At 72.2% G+C, this 17,856-nt stretch carries 19 protein-coding genes; 9 read left to right on the plus strand and 10 right to left on the minus strand.

Going from position 1 to position 17,856, the window contains the following annotated elements; genetic code table 11:
* Positions 1-43: 43 nt before the first annotated feature.
* Together OG898_RS08940 and OG898_RS08945 are read right to left on the minus strand one after the other, a co-directional pair.
* Positions 44-955, minus strand: coding sequence for a glutaminase (locus tag OG898_RS08940; protein WP_250740953.1), 912 nt, complete (start codon positions 953-955; stop codon positions 44-46).
* A gap of 6 nt (positions 956-961) precedes the next feature.
* Positions 962-1,654 (minus strand): demethylmenaquinone methyltransferase, encoded by a 693-nt coding sequence (locus tag OG898_RS08945; protein ID WP_250740954.1) that lies wholly within the window; start codon positions 1,652-1,654, stop codon positions 962-964.
* Between the two features lie 184 nt (positions 1,655-1,838).
* On the opposite strand from OG898_RS08945, the gene OG898_RS08950 reads away from it, so the two are divergent.
* A complete protein-coding gene (locus tag OG898_RS08950) occupies positions 1,839-2,726 on the plus strand; it encodes a CPBP family intramembrane glutamic endopeptidase (protein ID WP_266956025.1) in 888 nt (295 codons plus the stop codon).
* On the opposite strand, the gene OG898_RS08955 is transcribed toward OG898_RS08950, so the two are convergent.
* The 5 genes from OG898_RS08955 to OG898_RS08975 all read right to left on the minus strand — a co-directional run bounded on the left by OG898_RS08955 (position 2,692) and on the right by OG898_RS08975 (position 7,650).
* Positions 2,692-3,345, minus strand: coding sequence for a hypothetical protein (locus OG898_RS08955; protein WP_266956027.1), 654 nt, complete (start codon positions 3,343-3,345; stop codon positions 2,692-2,694). The genes OG898_RS08950 and OG898_RS08955 overlap by 35 nt on opposite strands.
* 7 nt (positions 3,346-3,352) lie before the next feature.
* Positions 3,353-4,552 (minus strand): cyclic dehypoxanthinyl futalosine synthase, encoded by a 1,200-nt coding sequence (gene mqnC, locus OG898_RS08960; RefSeq protein ID WP_250740957.1) that lies wholly within the window; start codon positions 4,550-4,552, stop codon positions 3,353-3,355.
* A gap of 233 nt (positions 4,553-4,785) precedes the next feature.
* Positions 4,786-5,592 (minus strand): A24 family peptidase, encoded by an 807-nt coding sequence (locus OG898_RS08965; RefSeq protein WP_266956030.1) that lies wholly within the window; start codon positions 5,590-5,592, stop codon positions 4,786-4,788.
* A 113-nt stretch (positions 5,593-5,705) separates the two neighbouring features.
* Positions 5,706-6,533 (minus strand): MBL fold metallo-hydrolase, encoded by an 828-nt coding sequence (locus OG898_RS08970; protein ID WP_266956032.1) that lies wholly within the window; start codon positions 6,531-6,533, stop codon positions 5,706-5,708.
* 253 nt (positions 6,534-6,786) lie between these two features.
* Positions 6,787-7,650 (minus strand): menaquinone biosynthetic enzyme MqnA/MqnD family protein, encoded by an 864-nt coding sequence (locus tag OG898_RS08975; protein ID WP_250740960.1) that lies wholly within the window; start codon positions 7,648-7,650, stop codon positions 6,787-6,789.
* A 237-nt stretch (positions 7,651-7,887) separates the two neighbouring features.
* On the opposite strand from OG898_RS08975, the gene OG898_RS08980 reads away from it, so the two are divergent.
* From OG898_RS08980 to OG898_RS08990, 3 genes are all read left to right on the plus strand, one after another.
* Positions 7,888-8,091 (plus strand): cold-shock protein, encoded by a 204-nt coding sequence (locus tag OG898_RS08980; RefSeq protein WP_112451444.1) that lies wholly within the window; start codon positions 7,888-7,890, stop codon positions 8,089-8,091.
* Between the two features lie 254 nt (positions 8,092-8,345).
* Positions 8,346-8,939, plus strand: coding sequence for a TetR/AcrR family transcriptional regulator (locus OG898_RS08985; RefSeq protein ID WP_250740961.1), 594 nt, complete (start codon positions 8,346-8,348; stop codon positions 8,937-8,939).
* 83 nt (positions 8,940-9,022) lie between these two features.
* Positions 9,023-9,874 (plus strand): alpha/beta fold hydrolase, encoded by an 852-nt coding sequence (locus OG898_RS08990; RefSeq protein WP_266960139.1) that lies wholly within the window; start codon positions 9,023-9,025, stop codon positions 9,872-9,874.
* Here the strand turns inward: OG898_RS08990 and OG898_RS08995 are convergent.
* Positions 9,871-11,583: a lytic transglycosylase domain-containing protein gene (locus tag OG898_RS08995; RefSeq protein ID WP_266956034.1), complete on the minus strand. Its 1,713-nt coding sequence runs from the start codon at positions 11,581-11,583 to the stop codon at positions 9,871-9,873. The two genes, OG898_RS08990 and OG898_RS08995, sit on opposite strands and share 4 nt — an antisense overlap.
* A gap of 294 nt (positions 11,584-11,877) precedes the next feature.
* On the opposite strand from OG898_RS08995, the gene OG898_RS09000 reads away from it, so the two are divergent.
* Complete coding sequence (locus OG898_RS09000; protein WP_266956036.1) at positions 11,878-12,675, plus strand: thioredoxin domain-containing protein; 798 nt, start codon at positions 11,878-11,880, stop codon at positions 12,673-12,675.
* A 21-nt stretch (positions 12,676-12,696) separates the two neighbouring features.
* On the opposite strand, the gene OG898_RS09005 is transcribed toward OG898_RS09000, so the two are convergent.
* Entirely contained in the window at positions 12,697-13,233 is a 537-nt protein-coding gene (locus OG898_RS09005) for a hypothetical protein (RefSeq protein ID WP_266956038.1), read from the minus strand.
* 110 nt (positions 13,234-13,343) lie between these two features.
* Between OG898_RS09005 and OG898_RS09010 the strand changes: the two genes are divergently transcribed.
* From OG898_RS09010 to OG898_RS09025, 4 genes are all read left to right on the plus strand, one after another.
* On the plus strand, positions 13,344-13,859 hold the full coding sequence (locus OG898_RS09010; RefSeq protein ID WP_266956039.1) for a hypothetical protein: 516 nt from the start codon (positions 13,344-13,346) through the stop codon (positions 13,857-13,859).
* A gap of 35 nt (positions 13,860-13,894) precedes the next feature.
* Positions 13,895-16,057 carry a tetratricopeptide repeat protein gene (locus OG898_RS09015; protein WP_266956041.1) on the plus strand — a complete coding sequence of 721 codons (2,163 nt, stop codon included), beginning with the start codon at positions 13,895-13,897 and terminating at the stop codon, positions 16,055-16,057.
* A gap of 146 nt (positions 16,058-16,203) precedes the next feature.
* A complete protein-coding gene (locus OG898_RS09020) occupies positions 16,204-16,905 on the plus strand; it encodes a DUF4352 domain-containing protein (RefSeq protein WP_266956043.1) in 702 nt (233 codons plus the stop codon).
* A gap of 173 nt (positions 16,906-17,078) precedes the next feature.
* Positions 17,079-17,558, plus strand: a complete 480-nt coding sequence (locus OG898_RS09025; RefSeq protein ID WP_266956045.1) for a hypothetical protein — start codon at positions 17,079-17,081, stop codon at positions 17,556-17,558.
* 39 nt (positions 17,559-17,597) lie between these two features.
* On the opposite strand, the gene OG898_RS09030 is transcribed toward OG898_RS09025, so the two are convergent.
* Positions 17,598-17,762: a hypothetical protein gene (locus OG898_RS09030; RefSeq protein WP_266956047.1), complete on the minus strand. Its 165-nt coding sequence runs from the start codon at positions 17,760-17,762 to the stop codon at positions 17,598-17,600.
* Between the last annotated feature and the right edge of the window lie 94 nt (positions 17,763-17,856).

The following is a 17,856-nucleotide window of genomic DNA, read 5'->3' on the forward strand; positions in this document are numbered from 1 at the left end:
TAAGGCCCGCCAGGGCCGCACCGCGCGAGCGGCGCGTCAAGAGCTAGAACACGCTCAGGCCCGTCAGGGTCGTGAAGCGGTCCAGGGCGGCCACCGCGGCCACGGAGTTGCCCTGGGCGTCCAGGCCGGGGCTCCACGCGGCCAGCGTGCACGCGCCGGGCACGACCGCGACGATGCCCCCGCCGACACCGCTCTTGCCGGGCAGCCCCACCCGGTAGGCGAACTCCCCCGCCGCGTCGTACGTCCCACAGGTCAGCATCACCGCGTTGACCTGCTTCGCCTCGCTGCGGGTGAGGAGCCGCGAGCCGTCGGCGCGCAGACCGTGGCGGGCCAGGAAGCGCCCCGCCCGGGCCAGGTCGGCGCAGGTCATCTCGATGGAGCACTGCCAGAAGTAGTGCTCCAGCAGCGTCGGCACCGGGTTGTCGATGTTCCCGTAGGCGGCCATGAAGTGGGCCAGGGCCGCGTTGCGGTCGCCGTGTTCCTGTTCGGAGGCGGCGACCTCCGCGTCGAAGGCGACGTCCGGGTTCTGGCTCTCCTCCCGGAGGAACCGCAGCAGTTCGCTGCTCGCGTCGCCCGTCAGCGTCTGGAGCCGGTCGGTGACGACGAGCGCGCCCGCGTTGATGAAGGGGTTGCGCGGGATGCCGTTCTCGTACTCCAGCTGCACGAGGGAGTTGAACGGGTTGCCGGAGGGTTCCCGGCCGACCCGCTCCCACAGGCTGTCGCCGCCCTCGGCGAGCGCGAGGGCCAGCGCGAAGACCTTGGTGATGGACTGCGTGGAGAACGGCGTCCGCCAGTCCCCCACCCCGAACACGTTGCCGTCGAGGTCGGCGATGGCCATCCCGAACTGCCGGGGGTCCACGGACGCCAGCGCCGGGATGTACTCGGCGGGCGTCCCGCTGCCCACCAGCGGGGCGATGTCCTTCGCGACCTGTTCCAGCAGCGCCTGGTAGTCCACGGGGAACTACCCCTTCGTGCCGCGGTGCAGGGCCACGATGCCGCCGCTCAGGTTGCGCCAGGCCACCTTGGACCAGCCGGCCTTCTGCAGCAGCGCGGCCAGCGCCGGCTGGTCGGGCCAGGCGCGGATGGAGTCGGCGAGGTAGACGTACGCGTCGGGGTTGGAGGAGACCGCACGGGCCACCGGCGGCATCGCGCGCATCAGGTACTCGGTGTACACGGTCCGGAAGGGGGCCCAGGTGGGCTGCGAGAACTCGCAGATCACGATCCGGCCGCCGGGCTTCGTGACCCGGTACAGCTCGCGCAGCGCGGAGTCGGTGTCCTGGACGTTGCGCAGGCCGAAGGAGATGGTGACGGTGTCGAAGGCGTCGTCCTTGAAGGGGAGCTTCGTCGCGTCGCCGGCCGTCAGTGGGAGCCAGGGATTGCGCTTCTTGCCCTCGCGGAGCATGCCGAGGGAGAAGTCGCAGGGCACGACGTACGCACCGGCCTCGGCGAAGGGCAGCGAGGAGGTGGCCGTGCCGGCGGCCAGGTCGAGGACGAGCTGCCCGGGGCGCGCGCCGACCGCCTTGGCGACCTCCTTGCGCCAGACGCGGTCCTGCCCGAGGGAGAGCACGTCGTTGGTGAGGTCGTAGTTCGCCGCCACGCCGTCGAACATGGAGGCGACTTCGTGCGGCTGCTTGTCCAGGGAAGCGGATGTCACTGGCGTGGGCCCCTCGGGTGCGGTGCGAATGGTTCGGCGAACGGTTCGGCAGGGTCCTGCGGACCGCCCCGCCATTCTCGCAGGCCCCCGCCCCCCGCACCCGGCCGCCCGTATTGGCCCATTAGAGGAGCTCGCGTGGCTTATTGTTCGATAGCCCTATAAGAGCGAGATAGGTGGATGCGTCATGGTGCAGCCGGTGGACGAGGGCGACGGTCCGGACACCTCCCGGAGGGGTTTCTTCGATCGGCCGAGCCTCGGGAAGGCCGTCCTGGTGATCGGCGGGTACCTGGCCTACTACCTGCTGGTCGGGCGCGCCGTCGGCGCCGTCTTCGGCGACGAGGTGGACAAGGACGACGTGCTGGCGACGGGCGCGAGCATCTTCTTCGCCCTCGTGCTGCCGATCGCGATCGGCGCCGTGACCCTCCTCGGCTTCACCGCCGCCATCGGCCGGCTCCGCTCGGTCTTCCGCAGGCGGCCGGCCGTGGGCCGGCCCTGGATGTGGATCGGTCCCGCGCTCGCGCTCCTCGCCGTCGTCGGCCACGCCGCGGCCACCGACTGGAGCGGCTGGCGGCCGGAGCAGCTCGTCCTCATCGCCCTTCTCGGGCTCTGCGTGGGACTCGCCGAGGAGCTCGCGACCCGCGGCCTCGCGGTCCGGTTGCTCCACGACGCCGGGCACTCCGAGCGGTTCGTGATGGTGGTCTCGTCGCTACTGTTCGCCCTCATGCACGTGACCAACGTGCTGTCCGGGATGAAGGTGAGCACGGTGCTCGTCACCGTCGTCTACGCCTTCGGCTTCGGCGTGTGCATGTACCTCGTCATGCGTCTCACCGGCACCATCTGGTCCGCGATCGCCCTGCACGCCGTCACGGACCCGACGGCCATCTTCGCCAGCGGCGGCGTCGACGAAGCCGTCACGCAGCACACCGGCGGCTGGTCCGCCCTCGCCTCGACGGCCACGATCCTCATGGTCGTCTTCGCGTTCGTGGCCGCCTTCCTGGTCCGCGGGGGCCGCCGCGGGCGGACGGACTCCCCCGGACTCAGCGACGGCGGTGGAGCAGCCTTCCGCCGATGACCGTGGCCACACAGGTGGTCGGGCCCTCCACCAGCAGCTCTGCCGGGCCGGGGACCGCGAAGACCGCGAACCGCGCCGGAGCGCCCGGCTCCAGGACTCCGTGGAAGGCCTCCTCGGCCGCGGTCCGGCCGGCGAGCGGGTCCAGGGAGGCCGGGCCCTCGTAGGGGGCGGGCGGGACGACCGTGAGGCCGGAGCGGACCACGGCCGTCCGGACGGCCTGGCTGGTGAAGCGGCCGGCCACCGCGACCACCCCGCGGGCGAGCAGCTTCTGCGTGCCGCGCCGCGCGCTGTTGCCCCAGCGCGGCTCGGTCATCTTCAGGTCCGCCAACGCCTCGGCGCCGCTGATCGGTTCGGCCCCGAGCTCGGTGAGCTCGTACGGGTCGTCCGGGTAGTACGTGCGCTCCAGCAGCTCGTCACCGCCGCGCACCAGCAGCCCCGGGGTCAGCACCCCGGGCCAGCTGCGGGCGCGCGCGTGCGGGTAGGCCGCGGCGAGCTCCTCGTACGGGCCCACCCGGGCGATGCGGTCCCCCTCGACCAGGACCGCGCCGCCGGGCAGCGGCGCGGTCGCGGTTCCCGTCGGTCCGGTGACGAGGAGTTCGGCGGTGTGGATCGTCAGCACGGGCGCGTCAGTTCGAGGAGATGAGCTTCAGCTCGGGGTGGGCGGTGCCGCCCTCGATGGCGGTCGAGGAGATGTGCGAGACCACGCGGTCGTCGACCGGGTCGTTCGCCGGGTCGTCGTGCACGAGGAGGTGCTCGTACGTCGTCGCGCGCTGGGCCGGGGTGCGGCCCGCCTTGCGGATCAGGTCGATGATCTCCATGCGGTTCGAGCGGTGCTTGGCACCCGCCGAGGAGACCACGTTCTCCTCCAGCATGATCGAACCGAGGTCGTCGGCGCCGTAGTGCAGGGAGAGCTGGCCCGCCTCCTTGCCGACGGTGAGCCAGGAGCCCTGGATGTGGGCGATGTTGTCGAGGAAGAGCCGCGCGATGGCGATCATGCGCAGGTACTCGAAGACGGTCGCCTGGGTCCGGCCCTTGAGGTGGTTGTTCTCGGGCTGGTAGGTGTACGGGATGAAGGCGCGGAAGCCGCCCGTGCGGTCCTGGGTGTCCCGGATCATCGCGATGTGCTCGATGCGCTCGGCGTTGGTCTCGCCGGTGCCCATCAGCATGGTGGAGGTGGACTCCACGCCCAGCTTGTGGGCGATCTCCATGATCTCCAGCCAGCGCTCGCCGGACTCCTTGAGCGGGGCGATCGCCTTGCGCGGCCGCTCCGGGAGCAGCTCGGCGCCGGCTCCCGCGAAGGAGTCGAGGCCGGCGGCGTGGATGCGCTGGATGGCCTCCTCCGCCGACACCTTGGAGATCCGGGCCATGTGCTCGACCTCGGACGCGCCGAGGGAGTGGATGACCAGCTGCGGGAAGGCCTGCTTGATGGCGGAGAAGTGGTGCTCGTAGTACTCGACGCCGTAGTCCGGGTGGTGGCCGCCCTGGAACATGATCTGCGTGCCGCCCAGCTCGACGGTCTCCGCGCAGCGGCGCAGGATGTCGTCGAGGTCCCGGGACCAGCCCTTCTTCGCGTCCTTGGGGGCCGCGTAGAAGGCGCAGAACTTGCACGCCGTCACACACACGTTGGTGTAGTTGATGTTGCGCTCGATGATGTACGTCGCGATGTGCTCGGTACCGGCGTAGCGCAGCCGGCGGGCCGCGTCGGCGGCCTGGCCGAGGGCGTGCAGGGGCGCGTGGCGGTAGAGGTCGAGCGCCTCTTCCCGGGTGATCCGGCCCCCCGCGGCGGCTCGGTCGAGGACTGACTGGAGAGCGGCCTGGTCGGTCACCGGTGCGTCACCTTTCGGCTGTGTCGTTCGGCTGGCGCCCGGCTGCGGTCGAGATTCCCGGACCGATCCAGCCTACGCCAGCCCCTCCGGCTCCCGGGCTGGCCCCCTGCGGGATGTCCCGAAGGGCCCGGATCGCGGGGCCGCCCCGGGAAGCCGTCGTGCGGGCCGGCCCACAGGGCCGGCGCACGGGCCGCCGCACGGGCCGCCGGACGGGGCCGCCTGACGGGGCCGCCTCACGGAACCAGTCCGGCTCCCAGGACGGGGTCCGACGCCAGGTCGAGCCCCATGCCCAGGCCCAGGCCCGCGTAGATCACGCCCGCGAGGGCGCCGCCGGCCATGAACGGCCCGAAGGCGAGCGAGCTCCCGGGCTCCACCCGGCGCAGGGCGACCCGGACGTACCCGTGCACGGCGGCCGCGGTGAATGCGGCGAAGCTGCCCGCGAACAGCACGAACCACCCGTACCAGCCCAGGATCTGCCCCACGGTCAGGGCCAGGGTGACGTCACCGAAGCCCATCCCGGGCGGGTAGATCAGGTGGAGTACGAGGTACACGGACCCGAGGGTGAGCCCCCCGAGCAGCGCGCGCGTCCAGGATCCGCCGGTACCCGTGAACAGGGCGGCCACGCCGAGCGCGGCAGCGGTGGTGGCCGCCAGCGGGAGGGTCAGTACGTCGGGCAGCCGGTGCACGGCCTGGTCGACGAAGCAGAGCAGGACGGTGAACGGCGCCAGCAGCAGCCAGGCCCCCAGTTCGGGCCGCGCCCCGACCCCGGCGCCCAGCGTGAGGCACACCAGGGTGGTGGCGAGCACGGCCCCCGCGACGGGCGCGTAGCCGCCGTGCCACCGGGCGCCGGGCCCGCACCGGGGGCAGACGGCGAAGCCCAGCCAGCCTCCGGCCGGGCCGGTCAGCGGATGCCCGGCCGGGCAGTCCGACCGCCAGGGCATGCCCAACTCGACGGAGAGGCGGTAGACGGCCCGGGGCAGCAGCAGGCCCGCCAGTACGCCCCAGAGCGTGACCCCGGCCACGAATCCCGCGATGCCCATGCCCGCTCTCGCCCCCGCCCTGCCCGCCCCGGCCCGCCGTGTCCTGGCATGTCTCGGCGATGGACGCTAGCAGGGGCGGTCGTCCCCCACTACCCGCCCGGGGGCGCTGTGGCTCAGGCCGCCGCATGCGCCGGGCCGGCCGGTTCGAACCCGGCCAGCATCTGTTCCAGGGCCTCCTGGTCCGGGCCCACGAAGGGTTCGAGGCCCGGGGCGAGGGACACCGTGTCGAGCATCCGGGCGATGAGCCCGATCCCGGCGGCCGGCGGCAGGTGGGTGGAGAGCACGAGCTCGGGGTCCATCTCCCGGACCGGCAGGACCGTGGCGAGGAACTTCTCCCGGTCGGCGACGGTCACCCAGGGGCTGTCCAGCGAAGCCCAGAACAGCTGGGCGGCCCGCAGGTCCTCGGGCCCGACCGCCCCGGCGTCGCCGCCGGCCGCGAGGTCGCCGTCCGGGAGGGGGGCGCCGAAGCAGTCGGAGCTGAAGCAGGCCCGCGACCGGTCGTCGTAGAAGCCCACGGTCGCGGGGTTGTCGAAGAGGGGCGGCCGGAAGGCGGTGAGGGTGCGGTCGCCGACGTCGAGGCGCTGGCCGGGGTTGAGGAAGTAGACCCGGTCCATGGGCAGCGGTCGCTCCGTGGTCATCTCGCCCGCGCCGAGGAAGGTGGTCACCACGCGGGCCTCGGGGGCGGCCTCCAGCAGGGCGAAGATCCCGCCGGTGTGGTCCCGGTCCGGGTGCGTCAGCCAGATCCACCGCACGTCGGCGGGGTCGACGGCCTCGGAGAGGGTCCTCAGGAAGTCCCGGTCGGGCAGGCCGAGGCCGGTGTCGACGACCACGGGCTCCCTGGCGTGCAGGACGAAGGCGTTGACCGGGATGAAGCCGACTCCGGGCGCTTCGAGCGCGTCCCCGAGCACCGTGATGTCCCGGCCGAGTGAGCGTGTGGTCATGGCGGAGCTCCGATGGCCCCCTGGGTGAGCACGCTCGCGACCGCCCCCGGGCTTCCCCCGCCCCCTCCCTCTTCCTCTCATCGTGTCCCCGGGCGGCCCCGGCCGCACGCCCGGGGACGGGTGCGCCGGCAAGGGGCTAGGACAGGGGATGAGGACAGGGGATGAAAGGGGACGGCATTCCCGGTAAACGGCGGGCATTCGCCTTTCCGCCCCATTCCGCTCTGCGGAAAGGCGAATACCCTCATAAGCCGCGCTAATGACCCGGCACGCCCACCGGCAGGAGCTCCACGTTCACATCGGGCGCATAGCCCGTCGTGAGTCCCGTCCGGCGCGCGAATTCACGTACGCCGGCCAGCTGGTCGGGCCCGAAGCGGAAGTCGAGCGTCGTGAAGTAGCGCTCCAGGAGTTCCGCGTCGAAGGCCTCCCAGCGGGCCGCCTGCTCGGCTACCTTGCCGACCTCCTCCAGGGACACGTCCCGGGAGGCGAGGAAGGCCTCGTGGACCTTCCGCACGACCTCCGGCTCACGCTCCAGGTACTCCTTGCGGGCGGCCCAGACGGCGAAGACGAACGGCAGTCCCGTCCACTCCTTCCACATCGCCCCCAGGTCGTGGACGGTGAGTCCGAGCCGGGGCGCGTCGTGCAGCGAGGCCCGCAGTGCGGCGTCGCCGATCAGCACCGCCGCGTCCGCCTCCTGCATCATCAGCCCCAGGTCGGGCGGGCAGGTGTAGTAGTCGGGCCGCACCTCGTACTTCTCCGCGAGCAGCAGCTGGGCCAGGCGCACGGACGTTCGCGAGGTGGATCCCAGAGCGACGCGGGCGCCGTCCAGCTGGTCCAGCGGAACCTGCGAAACGATCACGCAGGACATGACGGGACCGTCGCAGCCGACCGCCAGGTCGGGGAAGGCGACGAGCTCGTCCGCGTTGCGCAGGAACTCCACGAGGGTGATGGGACCGATGTCCAGGCCTCCCTGGACGAGGCTCGCGCTGAGCTTCTCCGGGGTGTCCTTGGTCAGCTCCAGGTCCAGCAGCGTGCCGGTTCTGGCCAGCCCCCAGTAGAGGGGCAGGCAGTTCAGGAACTGAATGTGGCCGACACGGGGCCGGCTGCGATAGGCGTCCACATCGCGAGACTAGCCCCCGTGTCTCCGTCAGCCGTCTGGCGGGTCTCAAACGTCCGAGTGACGTGATCTTTCCCTCTGGTCTCGGCCGGGAGGTGCGTGCTAGGCTCGACGCAAGTTGCAGTTTGGTTTCCCTTGCAGTACGAGGCCTGCGGAGAATGTGACCCGCAGGCTTTTGTAGTTTTCAGACTTCTTAGCAGGTTCTGGAGCAGGGCGACCCTTTGGCCCATAGGAGGGCTCATGGCTACCGGAACCGTCAAGTGGTTCAACGCTGAAAAGGGCTTCGGCTTCATCGCCCAGGACGGCGGCGGCCCGGATGTCTTCGTCCACTACTCCGCGATCAACGCCGCCGGCTTCCGCTCCCTTGAGGAGAACCAGCTGGTGAACTTCGACGTCACCCAGGGTCCGAAGGGCCCGCAGGCGGAGAACGTCACCCCGGCCTAGTCGCCTGGGCCAACCAATCGCGGTTGGATATGCAGTACCCAAGGAGCCCTGTCTTCTCTGCGCGAGCAGAGTCGACGGGGCTCCTGCCTTTTGTGCCGCCGGAGCCGACCGCTCCGGAACCCCTGGAACCCCTGGAAGCCCCGGAGCCCCGGCAACCCCCGGAACCTCTGCTTCCTAGGACCCCTAGGTTATGGACTAGACAACCTAGCCAGAAACTAGGAATCCTAGGCACCTAGGGACAACGGGAGGGGCACATGGTGCGGATGGGGTTGACGGCGGAGAAGGTGACCGTCGTGGGGGCCGAGGTGGCGGATGACGTCGGGCTGCACCGGGTGACCATGGCGCAGGTCGCGCGGCGGCTCGGGGTGCAGGACGCGAGCCTCTACGCGCACGTCCGCAGCCTGGAGGATCTCCGCGGGCGCATCGCGCTGCTGGCGGCGGACGAGAAGACGCTGCTCATCGCGGAGGCGACCGCGGGGCTCGCCGGAAAGGACGCGCTCGTCGCGTTCGCCAACGCCTGGCGGGAGTACGCCCACAAGTTCCCCGGCCGCTACGCGGCGACGCAGGCCCCGGGCAAGATCGACCCCGAGCTGGCCGCGAAGGCCGCCGGACCGCGCCGCGCGATCGCGCTGACGTACGGCATGCTGCGCGGCTACGGACTGGCGGAGCCCGATCTCACCGACGCGGCCCGGCTGCTGCGCAGCACGTTCCACGGCTTCGTGGCCCTGGAGGCCTCGGGCGGTTTCGCCCACGCCCGCACCCCGCAGGCCTCCTGGGTCCGCTCCCTCGACGCCCTGCACATCCTGCTGCGGCACTGGCCCGCACCCCGGGACGGGGGCGCCGCGTGAGCACCCCGAGCACCCCGAGCACCCCGAGCACCCCGAGCACCCCGAGCACCCCGAGCACCCCGAGCACCCCGAGCACCGGCAGTCTGCGCGTGCCCGGCGCGGCCCTGCACTACGAAGTGCGCGGCCGGGGCCCGCTCCTGCTGCTGATCCCCGGCGGGACCGGAGGCGCGGCCGCCTTCGACGGCATCGTCGACGCCCTGGCTGCCGAGTACACCGTCGCCTCCTACGATCCGCGCGGCCTGTCCCGCAGCCCACTGGACGACCCGGAGTCCGAACAGAGCGTGGCCGAGCACGCCGAGGACGCGCTGCGGCTGCTGGACCTGCTGTCACCCGCCGAGCCCGCCCGGGTCTTCGGCTCCAGCTCGGGCGCGATCACGGCCCTGCACCTGCTGACCGCCCGGCCCGAACGCCTCGTACGGCTCGTGGCGCACGAGCCCCCGGTGGTGGAGGTGCTGCCGGACGCCCCCGCTCACCGCGCGTTCCTCGCGCGCGTACGGGACACCCTGGACGCGGAGGGGCTCATGCCCGCGATGGGCGTGTTCGCGGCGGGTCTGAAGGGGGCGGAGGACGGCGATGACGGGAGCGCGGGCCGGGGTGACCGAGCCCCCGAGCCGCCGGCCCGTGCCGGGCTTCCGCCCGCCGCGGCCGCCCGGGTCGAGCGGACGATGGGCGACCTGCCCTACTTCCTCGGGCGCATCGTGCCGAGCTTCATGGCCTACTCCCCCGACCTCCGGAGGCTGGAGACGGAGGCGGTCGCGGGCCGGCTCCTGCTCGCCGGGGGCCGGGACTCGGTGGGCGAGCTGCCCCACCGCCCGGCCGCGTTCCTCGCCGAGCGGTTCGGCAGGGAACTGCTGCACTTCCCCGGCGGGCACACCGGCCTGAGCACGCACCCCGCCGAGTTCGGCGGGGTGCTCGGGCAGGCGTTCCCGTACTAGGCCTTGCGGGCCGGCTGCTCGGTCGCCGGGGGCTCCGTCGCGGGCGGCTCGGTGGCCGGCGGCTCGGTGACGGTGATCTCCAGGAAGAGGACCACCTGGTCCGAGATCCGCACGCGGAGCGTGTACGTGCCCGCGGCAACGCCCGTGGTGGACAGTTCCGGCAGGGCGATCTTGCCGTCCGCCCCGGTCGCCGGGAGCGCCAGCTCCGTCAGCTTCTTGCCGTCGTTGTCCAGGAAGTACGGGGTCTTCCCCGCCGTGGCCGGGTCCGCCGGGACCCACTTCCCGTCCTTGTCCTTGGCTCCGAGCCCGGCCGTGGCCTTGGCCCCGGCGACCGGCGCGGCCTTCGCCGTCGCCAGGAACTCCACGCCCTTGATCCCGGTCCCGGCCTCGGCCGTGAGCGGCTTGCCGGCGTTCGCGTCGCTGCGGACCAGCTGGTCCGCCTCCGGAACGGGTACCGGCTCGGCCGGGGTGACCTTGCCGCCGAACCGCACGGAGACCTCCGACGAAGCGGCGTAGGCCGTGGCGCGCACGGTGAAGGTGCCCGCCTTGGCGCCGGCCTTCAGCTTCGGGACCCGGACCAGGCCCTTGGCGTTGGTGCGCACCACCACGAAGTCCTTGCCGTCGGCCGCGAAGACGGTGCGGCCGGTGGTGTCGTCGTCGACCGCGATCACGATCGGCTGGTCGACGGCCGGCATGCCGTCGCTCAGCACCGCCTTGATGAGCGGGGTGCGGGCGAACTGCGTCCCGGCCTCGGCCGTGAGCTCGGCCGTACCGATCCGGATCAGCTTCTCCAGGGTCGGCTTCGGCTTCGGCGGCGGGGTGGGGGTCGGCGTCGGGGTCGGCGTCGGCGTGGGGGTCGGCGTCGGGACCGGCGCGGGGGCCGGCGGCGTCGGCAGGTGCGGCGGGTTCGGCGTCGGGTAGTTGCCGGAGGGCGGGTTGGGAACCGGGGTGGCGCCCTGGCCGGCCTGGTACTGGCGCATGTAGCCGAGCACCGTGTTCACGTACTCGCGCGACCGGTTGTAGCTGAGGATCGCCTTGTCGAGGTCGCCCGCGTCGGTGAGGTTGCGCTGACCCGCGCAGAGGTAGAGCCCGGCACCGAGCGCGGCGTCGTAGATGTTGTTCGGGTCGCGCTTGCCGTCGGCGTTGCCGTCGGCGCCCCAGGTGGACCAGGTGGAGGGGATGAACTGCATCGGGCCGACCGCGCGGTCGTACTCCGAGTCCGCGTCCCACTCGCCCTTGTCGGTGTCCTTGATCTCGGCGAAGCCGTTGCCGTCCAGGCGCGGCCCGCGGATCGGCTTCTCGGTGTACCCGTCCGCCTTGAGCCCGTAGCCGGAGGCGTGGACCGACTCGACCCGGCCTATGCCCGCGAGCAGTTGCCAGGGCAGGTGGCAGCCGGGGAGCGCGGCGGCCACCGAGATCTCGGCACGCTTGTAGGCGTCGAGGGCGGTCGCGGGTATGCCGGCGGTGGCTCCGCCGGGGCTGGCGGCGCCGGGCGGCGCCGGCGGCGGGTCGGCGACCAGGTCCGGAAGGTCCAGCCGGGCGTCACCGCGTTCGGTGGCCTGGGGGCTGTCGGGGGTCGGCTCCGCTTCCCCGGCACCCGCGATCGGTGTGTTGGTCACGACCGCGGCAGTGGTCAGGCTGGCCGCGAGGGCGGCCGTGCACACGACTTTGCGCGAGGTGTTGACGAGGTGACGGTGAAGTGGCTTCACAGTGCGGCGATCCCCCCAGAGCGGAGGCCGGTCGGGCCCCCGTAAAACGTACAAAGTCACATGGTGCTCCGCACGCCCCGAACATCTTCGCGCGGACGGCCGATCGATCGGGCCGTGGAGGTTAACTGTCTATCAGTTCTTCGCCCGCGACTCACCGCCGCCCCCGGAGATGTGCCCCACCATTCGTCTCATCTTCACGGACCTCTCGCAGGAGCGCGGGCCAGGGACGTAAGTCCCGCCCGATTCAAACCAATGGCACATATTTGACCTCTCTGCACTCTTTATCCTTGGGGAATGGCAACCAGCAAGAAGGAACAGCGGCGCGAGGCCCGCGAGCGCATGCGCGAGGAGCGCGAGGCCCGGGCCCGGCGCGAGAAGCTGCGCGGGCGCGTACTGATCGGCGGCGCGCTGGTCGCCGTACTGGCCCTCGCGGTCGGCATCGGCCTCTACGTGTCGAAGCCCTCCGCCGACCAGGAGGCCGCCGGCAAGCCCTTCGTCCAGCCGGCCAACACCACCGGCAAGGACGGGATCGTGATCCCGTACGGCAAGGCGGACGCGAAGAACGTCCTCTCCGTCTGGCTCGACCCGCGCTGCCCCTACTGCGCGGGCGTCGAGATCGGCCTCGGGAAGACCATCAAGGAGCAGGCGGACGCGGGCACGTACCGCGTCGAGTACCACTTCGCCACCTTCCTGGACAAGGCGCTGGGCGGCGGCAAGGGATCCAAGCGCGCGGTCAACGCCCTGGGCGCGGCCGTGAACGAGAGCCCCGAGAAGTTCATGGAGTACCTCCAGGTGCTCTACAAGAACCACCCGGAGCAGGAATCGGACGACAAGTTCGGCTCCACGGCCACCCTGCTGGACCTCGCGAACCAGGTCCCGGGGCTGCGCACGCCCGCCTTCAACCAGGCGGTCAAGGAACTCACCTACATGCCGTGGGTCGAGAAGGTCGGCCAGGCCTTCTACGACCAGAACATGCAGGGCACGCCGGACGTCGCCATCAACGGCACGAAGCTCACGGTGAACTCGGGCAAGGGCATCGACTCGATCACCCCGGACGAGTTCAAGAAGCTGATCACCGACAACCTGAAGTAGCGGGGCGGGCGGGCGGCCGGGTCAGGCCTGCTGCTCCGCCGCCGCCTTGGCCTTCTCGTCGAGCTGGTCCCCGTACCCGCCGGCCGTCCAGACGTGGTGGCGGAACCGTTCCACCGTCGCCACGCCCTGCCACGGACCGTCCGGGTCCCCCGGCGGGAAGAACACCCCGTCGCACGCGGAGCAGAACCGGGCCCCCGCGGCGGCCTCGGCCGCCCGGGCCGCGCCGGCCTCCACCCGCCGCTTGTCCATGCCCTCGCTGCGGATCACGGCGACCGTCCCCCACATGACGAGCAGCGCGGCGACGATCCCCACCGGCAGGAGCCAGGGCCAGTCCCGGTCGTCGGCGTAGTACGCACCCGCGGCTGCGACCAGCCCGGCGATCACGACGCCCTCGACGAAGTTCGTGCAGCCGTCGCCGGTCTTGTCCGGCGCCGGGGCGAGCCGTATCCGGTCCTTGCCCCGCTGCACCTCGTCGACCGGGACGTTGTCCCCCGTCCCGCAGCCGGGACACGCCACCACCGGACCGCCGCCGGTATTCGCTTCCCCGTTGTTCGTCATGGGCCCCATGATGACGGCCCCCCGGAACCCGCGGCCGGGGCCCGGCGTCCTCTTGGGCGAAAGGGGCCGTGCGCGCTGCTACGCGCAAGTACGTTCAGAGGCGGCTCGTCATGGATCCCAGACGAGGGATCCGGGAACACGGGGGTGGGTGCGAGGTGCTGGCCGAATCGTTGGAGGCATTGGCCGCGGCAGGGGGCGCCGCGGTGGTGCAGGCCGCGACGACGGACGCGTGGACGGAAGTCCGCGCCCGGGTCGCGCGGTGGTTCGGGCGGGGCGACGGCGAGCGCGAGCGGGTCCAGTTGGAGCGGCTGGACCGCACCGCCGCGGAACTCGCGGCCGCCGGTGGGTCGGAGCAGGAGCAGAACCTCCAGGCACAGGTCTGGCGCAGCCGTTTCGAGGACCTGCTGGAGGGTCTCGACGAGGCCGGGCGGAACGACGCGGCCGCCGGGCTACGGGCCCTGCTGGACGACACCGCGGCAGCCCGCGCAGTCTCCGCCGGAACCGGCGGTGTGGCCGCCGGGCGGGACGTCACCGTGAAGGCCGAGGGCGGATCGATCGCGGCGGCCGTCCTGCACGGAGGCGCCCACATCGGCCCCCCTCCGGTGCCGGATCCGTCCCAGGGCTGAGCGGACCGGAGTTCCCCCCAAGCCTCCCCGCCACCGTGCCGCCGGCCGGCGGCGTACTCGTCCACGCCGTGCAGGGCAGCCTGGCGGCGCACCACATCGGCCAGGTCACCTACCAGGCCGCTCCCCGGCACACCGTCTCCTGGCCGCACCAGGTCGGAGTGATCCCCCGCCGGGCCGGTTCCTTCCAGGACCGGGCCGAGGTTCACCGGCTGCGAGCCGCCGTGAACGGCGGCGGCACGGCGGTCGTGTGCCAGGTCCTGGCCGGGATGGGCGGGGTGGGCAAGACCCAGCTCGCGGCCGACCACGCCCGCCGGGCCTGGGCCGACGGGCAGGTCGACCTCCTGGTCTGGGTCACCGCCGCCACCCGCCAGGCGGTCATCGACGCCTACGCCCGGGCCGCCGCCGACATCCTGCACACGGACCCCGCCGACCCGGAGCGGGCCGCGCAGGCGTTCCTGGCCTGGCTCGAACCGGCGCCGGGGCGCCCCCGCTGGCTGATCGTCCTGGACGACGTCGCCGACCCGGCCGACCTGCGCGACCTGTGGCCGCCCGCCCATCCCCGCGGCCGGACCCTGGTCACCACCCGCCGCCGCGACGCCGCCCTGGCGACGCACGGCCGTCTGGTCCCGGTGGGCCTGTTCACCCCGGCCGAGGCCACGGCCCACCTCCGGCACGCCCTGACCGCCCAGGGGCGCAGCGAACCCGAAGCGGACCTCGCGGCCCTGGCCGAGGACCTGGGTCACCTCCCGCTGGCGCTGTCCCAGGCGGCGGCCTATCTGGTCGACACGGGACTGTCCGCCGCCGCCTACCGCACCCGCCTCGCCGACCGCGCCCGCCAGTTGGCGGACCTGCTCCCCGAGCCTGGCGAGCTGCCCGACGACCAGTCAGCCCCAGCGGCGGCGGCCTGGTCCCTGTCGGTGGACCGCGCGAACGAACTCCGCCCGGCGGGCCTGGCCCGCCCCATGCTCCAGCTCGCCGCGATGCTCGACCCGAACGGGATCCCGGAGCAGGTCCTGACCGGTGAGTCGACCCTCGGCCACCTGACAGACCACCGGTTGTTCGAGCACCGTTACAGCCCCACCCCGAAACCCCCCGCGGTCACCGAGGAGGAGGCGGCCGGCGCCCTGCGAGCCCTTCACCGTCTGAGCCTGATCGACCATTCCCCCGCCGAAGCCCACCAGGCCGTGCGCATCCACCAGATCGTCCAACGGGCCATCCGTGAATCTCTCGGCCCCGACTACCGGGACGCGCTCGCGCACATTGCGGCCGACGCCCTGATCGCTGCCTGGCCCGACACCGAACGCGACGTCGGGCTGACCAGTGCCCTGCGCGCCAACGCCACCGCCCTGATCGCGTGCGCTGACCGTTCCTTGTACCAACCTGCTGTCCACCCAGTGCTGTACTACCTGGGTGAAAGCCTCGGCAATTCCGGGCAAGTGTCGGCCGCCATCCACCACTTCCAGCTCGTCACGAACACCGCCACCCAAGGCCTGGGACCTGATCACCCCAGCACTCTCCGCAGTCGGTCCGACCTCGCCGCCTGGCGGGGAGAGGCCGGGGACACCGTCGGGGCTGCGGAGGCAGCCACCCTCCTCCTGGTGGACCAGCTGAAGGTCCTGGGCCCGGACCACCCCAACACCCTCATTGTTCGTTCCAACCTCGCCCTCTGGCGGGGCAAGGCTGGGGATGCGGCCGGGGCCGTCACTGCGTTCGCCGATCTGCTGGAGGACTACCTGCACGTACTGGGCCCCGACCACCCCCACACCCTCATCGTCCGTTCCAACCTCGCAGAATGGCGCGGCGAGGCGGGGGATACGGCCGGGGCCGTCACCGCGTTCGCCGCTCTGCTGGAGGACCACCTGCGAGTCCTGGGCCCCGACCACCCCCACACCCTCACCGCCCGGAACAACTTGGCGAGCTGGCGCGGAGAGGCCGGTGATCCAGACGGGGCCGCTTCCGCGTTCGCCGCCCTGCTGGAGGACAGGCTGCGCGTTCTGGGCCCCGACCACCCCGACACCCTCACCAACCGGAACAACCTCGCTCATTGGACGGGCGAGGCGGGGGATGCGGCAGGGGCCGTCACCGCGTTCGCCGCCCTGCTGGAGGACCACCTGCGAGTCCTGGGCCCGGACCATCCCCACACCCTCGTCACCCAGTCCAGCATCAGCCGCTGGCTCCGGCACGCTGGGGAGCAATGACGGTCACCTGCCTCGCGAGGCGGAGATTGAGCGCTCGCGGGGCACGTAGTTGAACCTGCAAATGTCACGGTACGGACACTCCTCCCCATGCGCACCCATGTGCCCATACGGTGACCTGATTCGCACCAGTCTCGTGGGGGTTCCGCATGTCCAACCAGTTCCCGCCGCCCGGCCAGCAGCCCGGCCAGCAGCCCCAGCCCGGATACGGCTACCCCCAGCCGGGACCGTCTCAGCAGCCCGGATACGGGTACCCCCAGCCCGGACCGGCTCAGCAGCCCGGCTGGGGCTACCCGCCCCCGCCCCAGCAGCCGAAGAAGAACAACGTCGGAAAGATCGTCGGGTTCTCGTGCCTCGGCATCGTCGGCCTCGTCGTGCTCCTGGGCGTCGTCGGGGCACTGCTCGGCGGCGAGAGCAGCCCGAAGGCGGGCAAGGAACCCACCGCCCCGGCCCCGGCCCCGGCCTCGTCGTCCGCGCCGGCCAAGGCCCCGGAGGCCGCGCCGTCGGCGAAGCCGGAGAAGAAGGCCGCGGTCGCCGTGGTCGCGAAGAACACGAAGTTCAAGAAGAGCATCCTCGCGGACAGCGACGCCTATACGAGCGTTTCGGTGACGGTCACCAACAACAGCTCGAAGGCCATCAACGTGAACCCGCTGTACTTCGCGATCACCGACACCAACGGCACCAAGCACGTGGCCGAACTCGCGGTCGACGAGGACCAGATCGACACCGTCGAGCTGGCGCCGGGCGAGAACATCACGGGGACGATCACCGGCAAGGGCGCCTTCACGGCGAAGACGGTGACGTACACCGACGGGCTGATCGGGGACAGCTTCCGCGCCGACGTCTCCTGACCGCTCCGCCTGCCGCTGCGCCCGACCTCCCGACCGTACGGGAGGTGGGGCGCACTGTGTTCCGGCCACGACCGCGTCCGCCAGGGACCGCACGGCCTTCCCCCTCTGCCGGACTCTGGCCGTGCGGCCCTTTCCGGCTCATCCTGGCTTCACGCGGCCGAGGGGGGCGGGGGATGGCCAGAGCACAGTGGTCCCGGTGGTGGTCCCGGTGGTGGGTGCTGGTGACGGGGATCGCCTTGGTCGCGCTCTCGGCGGGCCTGTACGAGCCGACGCCGTTCCCCGAGCTGCGCCAGATCGACCTGACCGTCCTCAGCGAGGCGCCGGACGGCCGCTGCGAGGTGCGCTGGCGCGACCCGTACGCCCCGCGGGACCGTGCGGGCGTCTACCGGTGCGACCCGGACCGGGACGCCATCCTCAAAGCCCCGGAGTACGACCCGGAGACCGGGTTCGGCTGGGACTCCGGCTGGGTGCTCGCCGAGGGCGACCGCAAGGGGGAGCTGTACTCGCTGGACGAGTACGAGGAGACCGGGAACAACGTCAGCGAGGCCCTGTTCGGGGCCGGGCTGTTCGTGACGTACCTGGGGCTGCTCGCCGCGGGCGTGCGGGTGAGGCTGCGGCGGCCGGGCGGCGGGGCGCCGGCGGCCGAGCGGTGAAGCCGCGCCCCCGGTCCGGCTTTCCGACGGGGTGGCCGGTCAGCCCGGTTCCCCGCGTCGCTTCCAACCACGCTTGCCCAGCTCGCGCACGGTCGCCCCGAACCGGGCCAGGTCGGCCGGAGCGTCCTCGTTCATCCTGAGCCGGTCCAGGTCGTTCGCCGACGCTCCCGCGGCCGCCGCCGACGTGTCGAGGTCCGTACGCACGGCCTCCCTCGCGAGCGGCCCGGTCGGGCCCATAAGTGCAGGTCGCCGCCGGTTCGGGTGGTCCCAACCGCCGTGACAGTCCGATGACATGGAG

This window comes from Streptomyces sp. NBC_00193, from assembly GCF_026342735.1.
Taxonomy (GTDB): domain Bacteria; phylum Actinomycetota; class Actinomycetes; order Streptomycetales; family Streptomycetaceae; genus Streptomyces; species Streptomyces stoeckheimensis.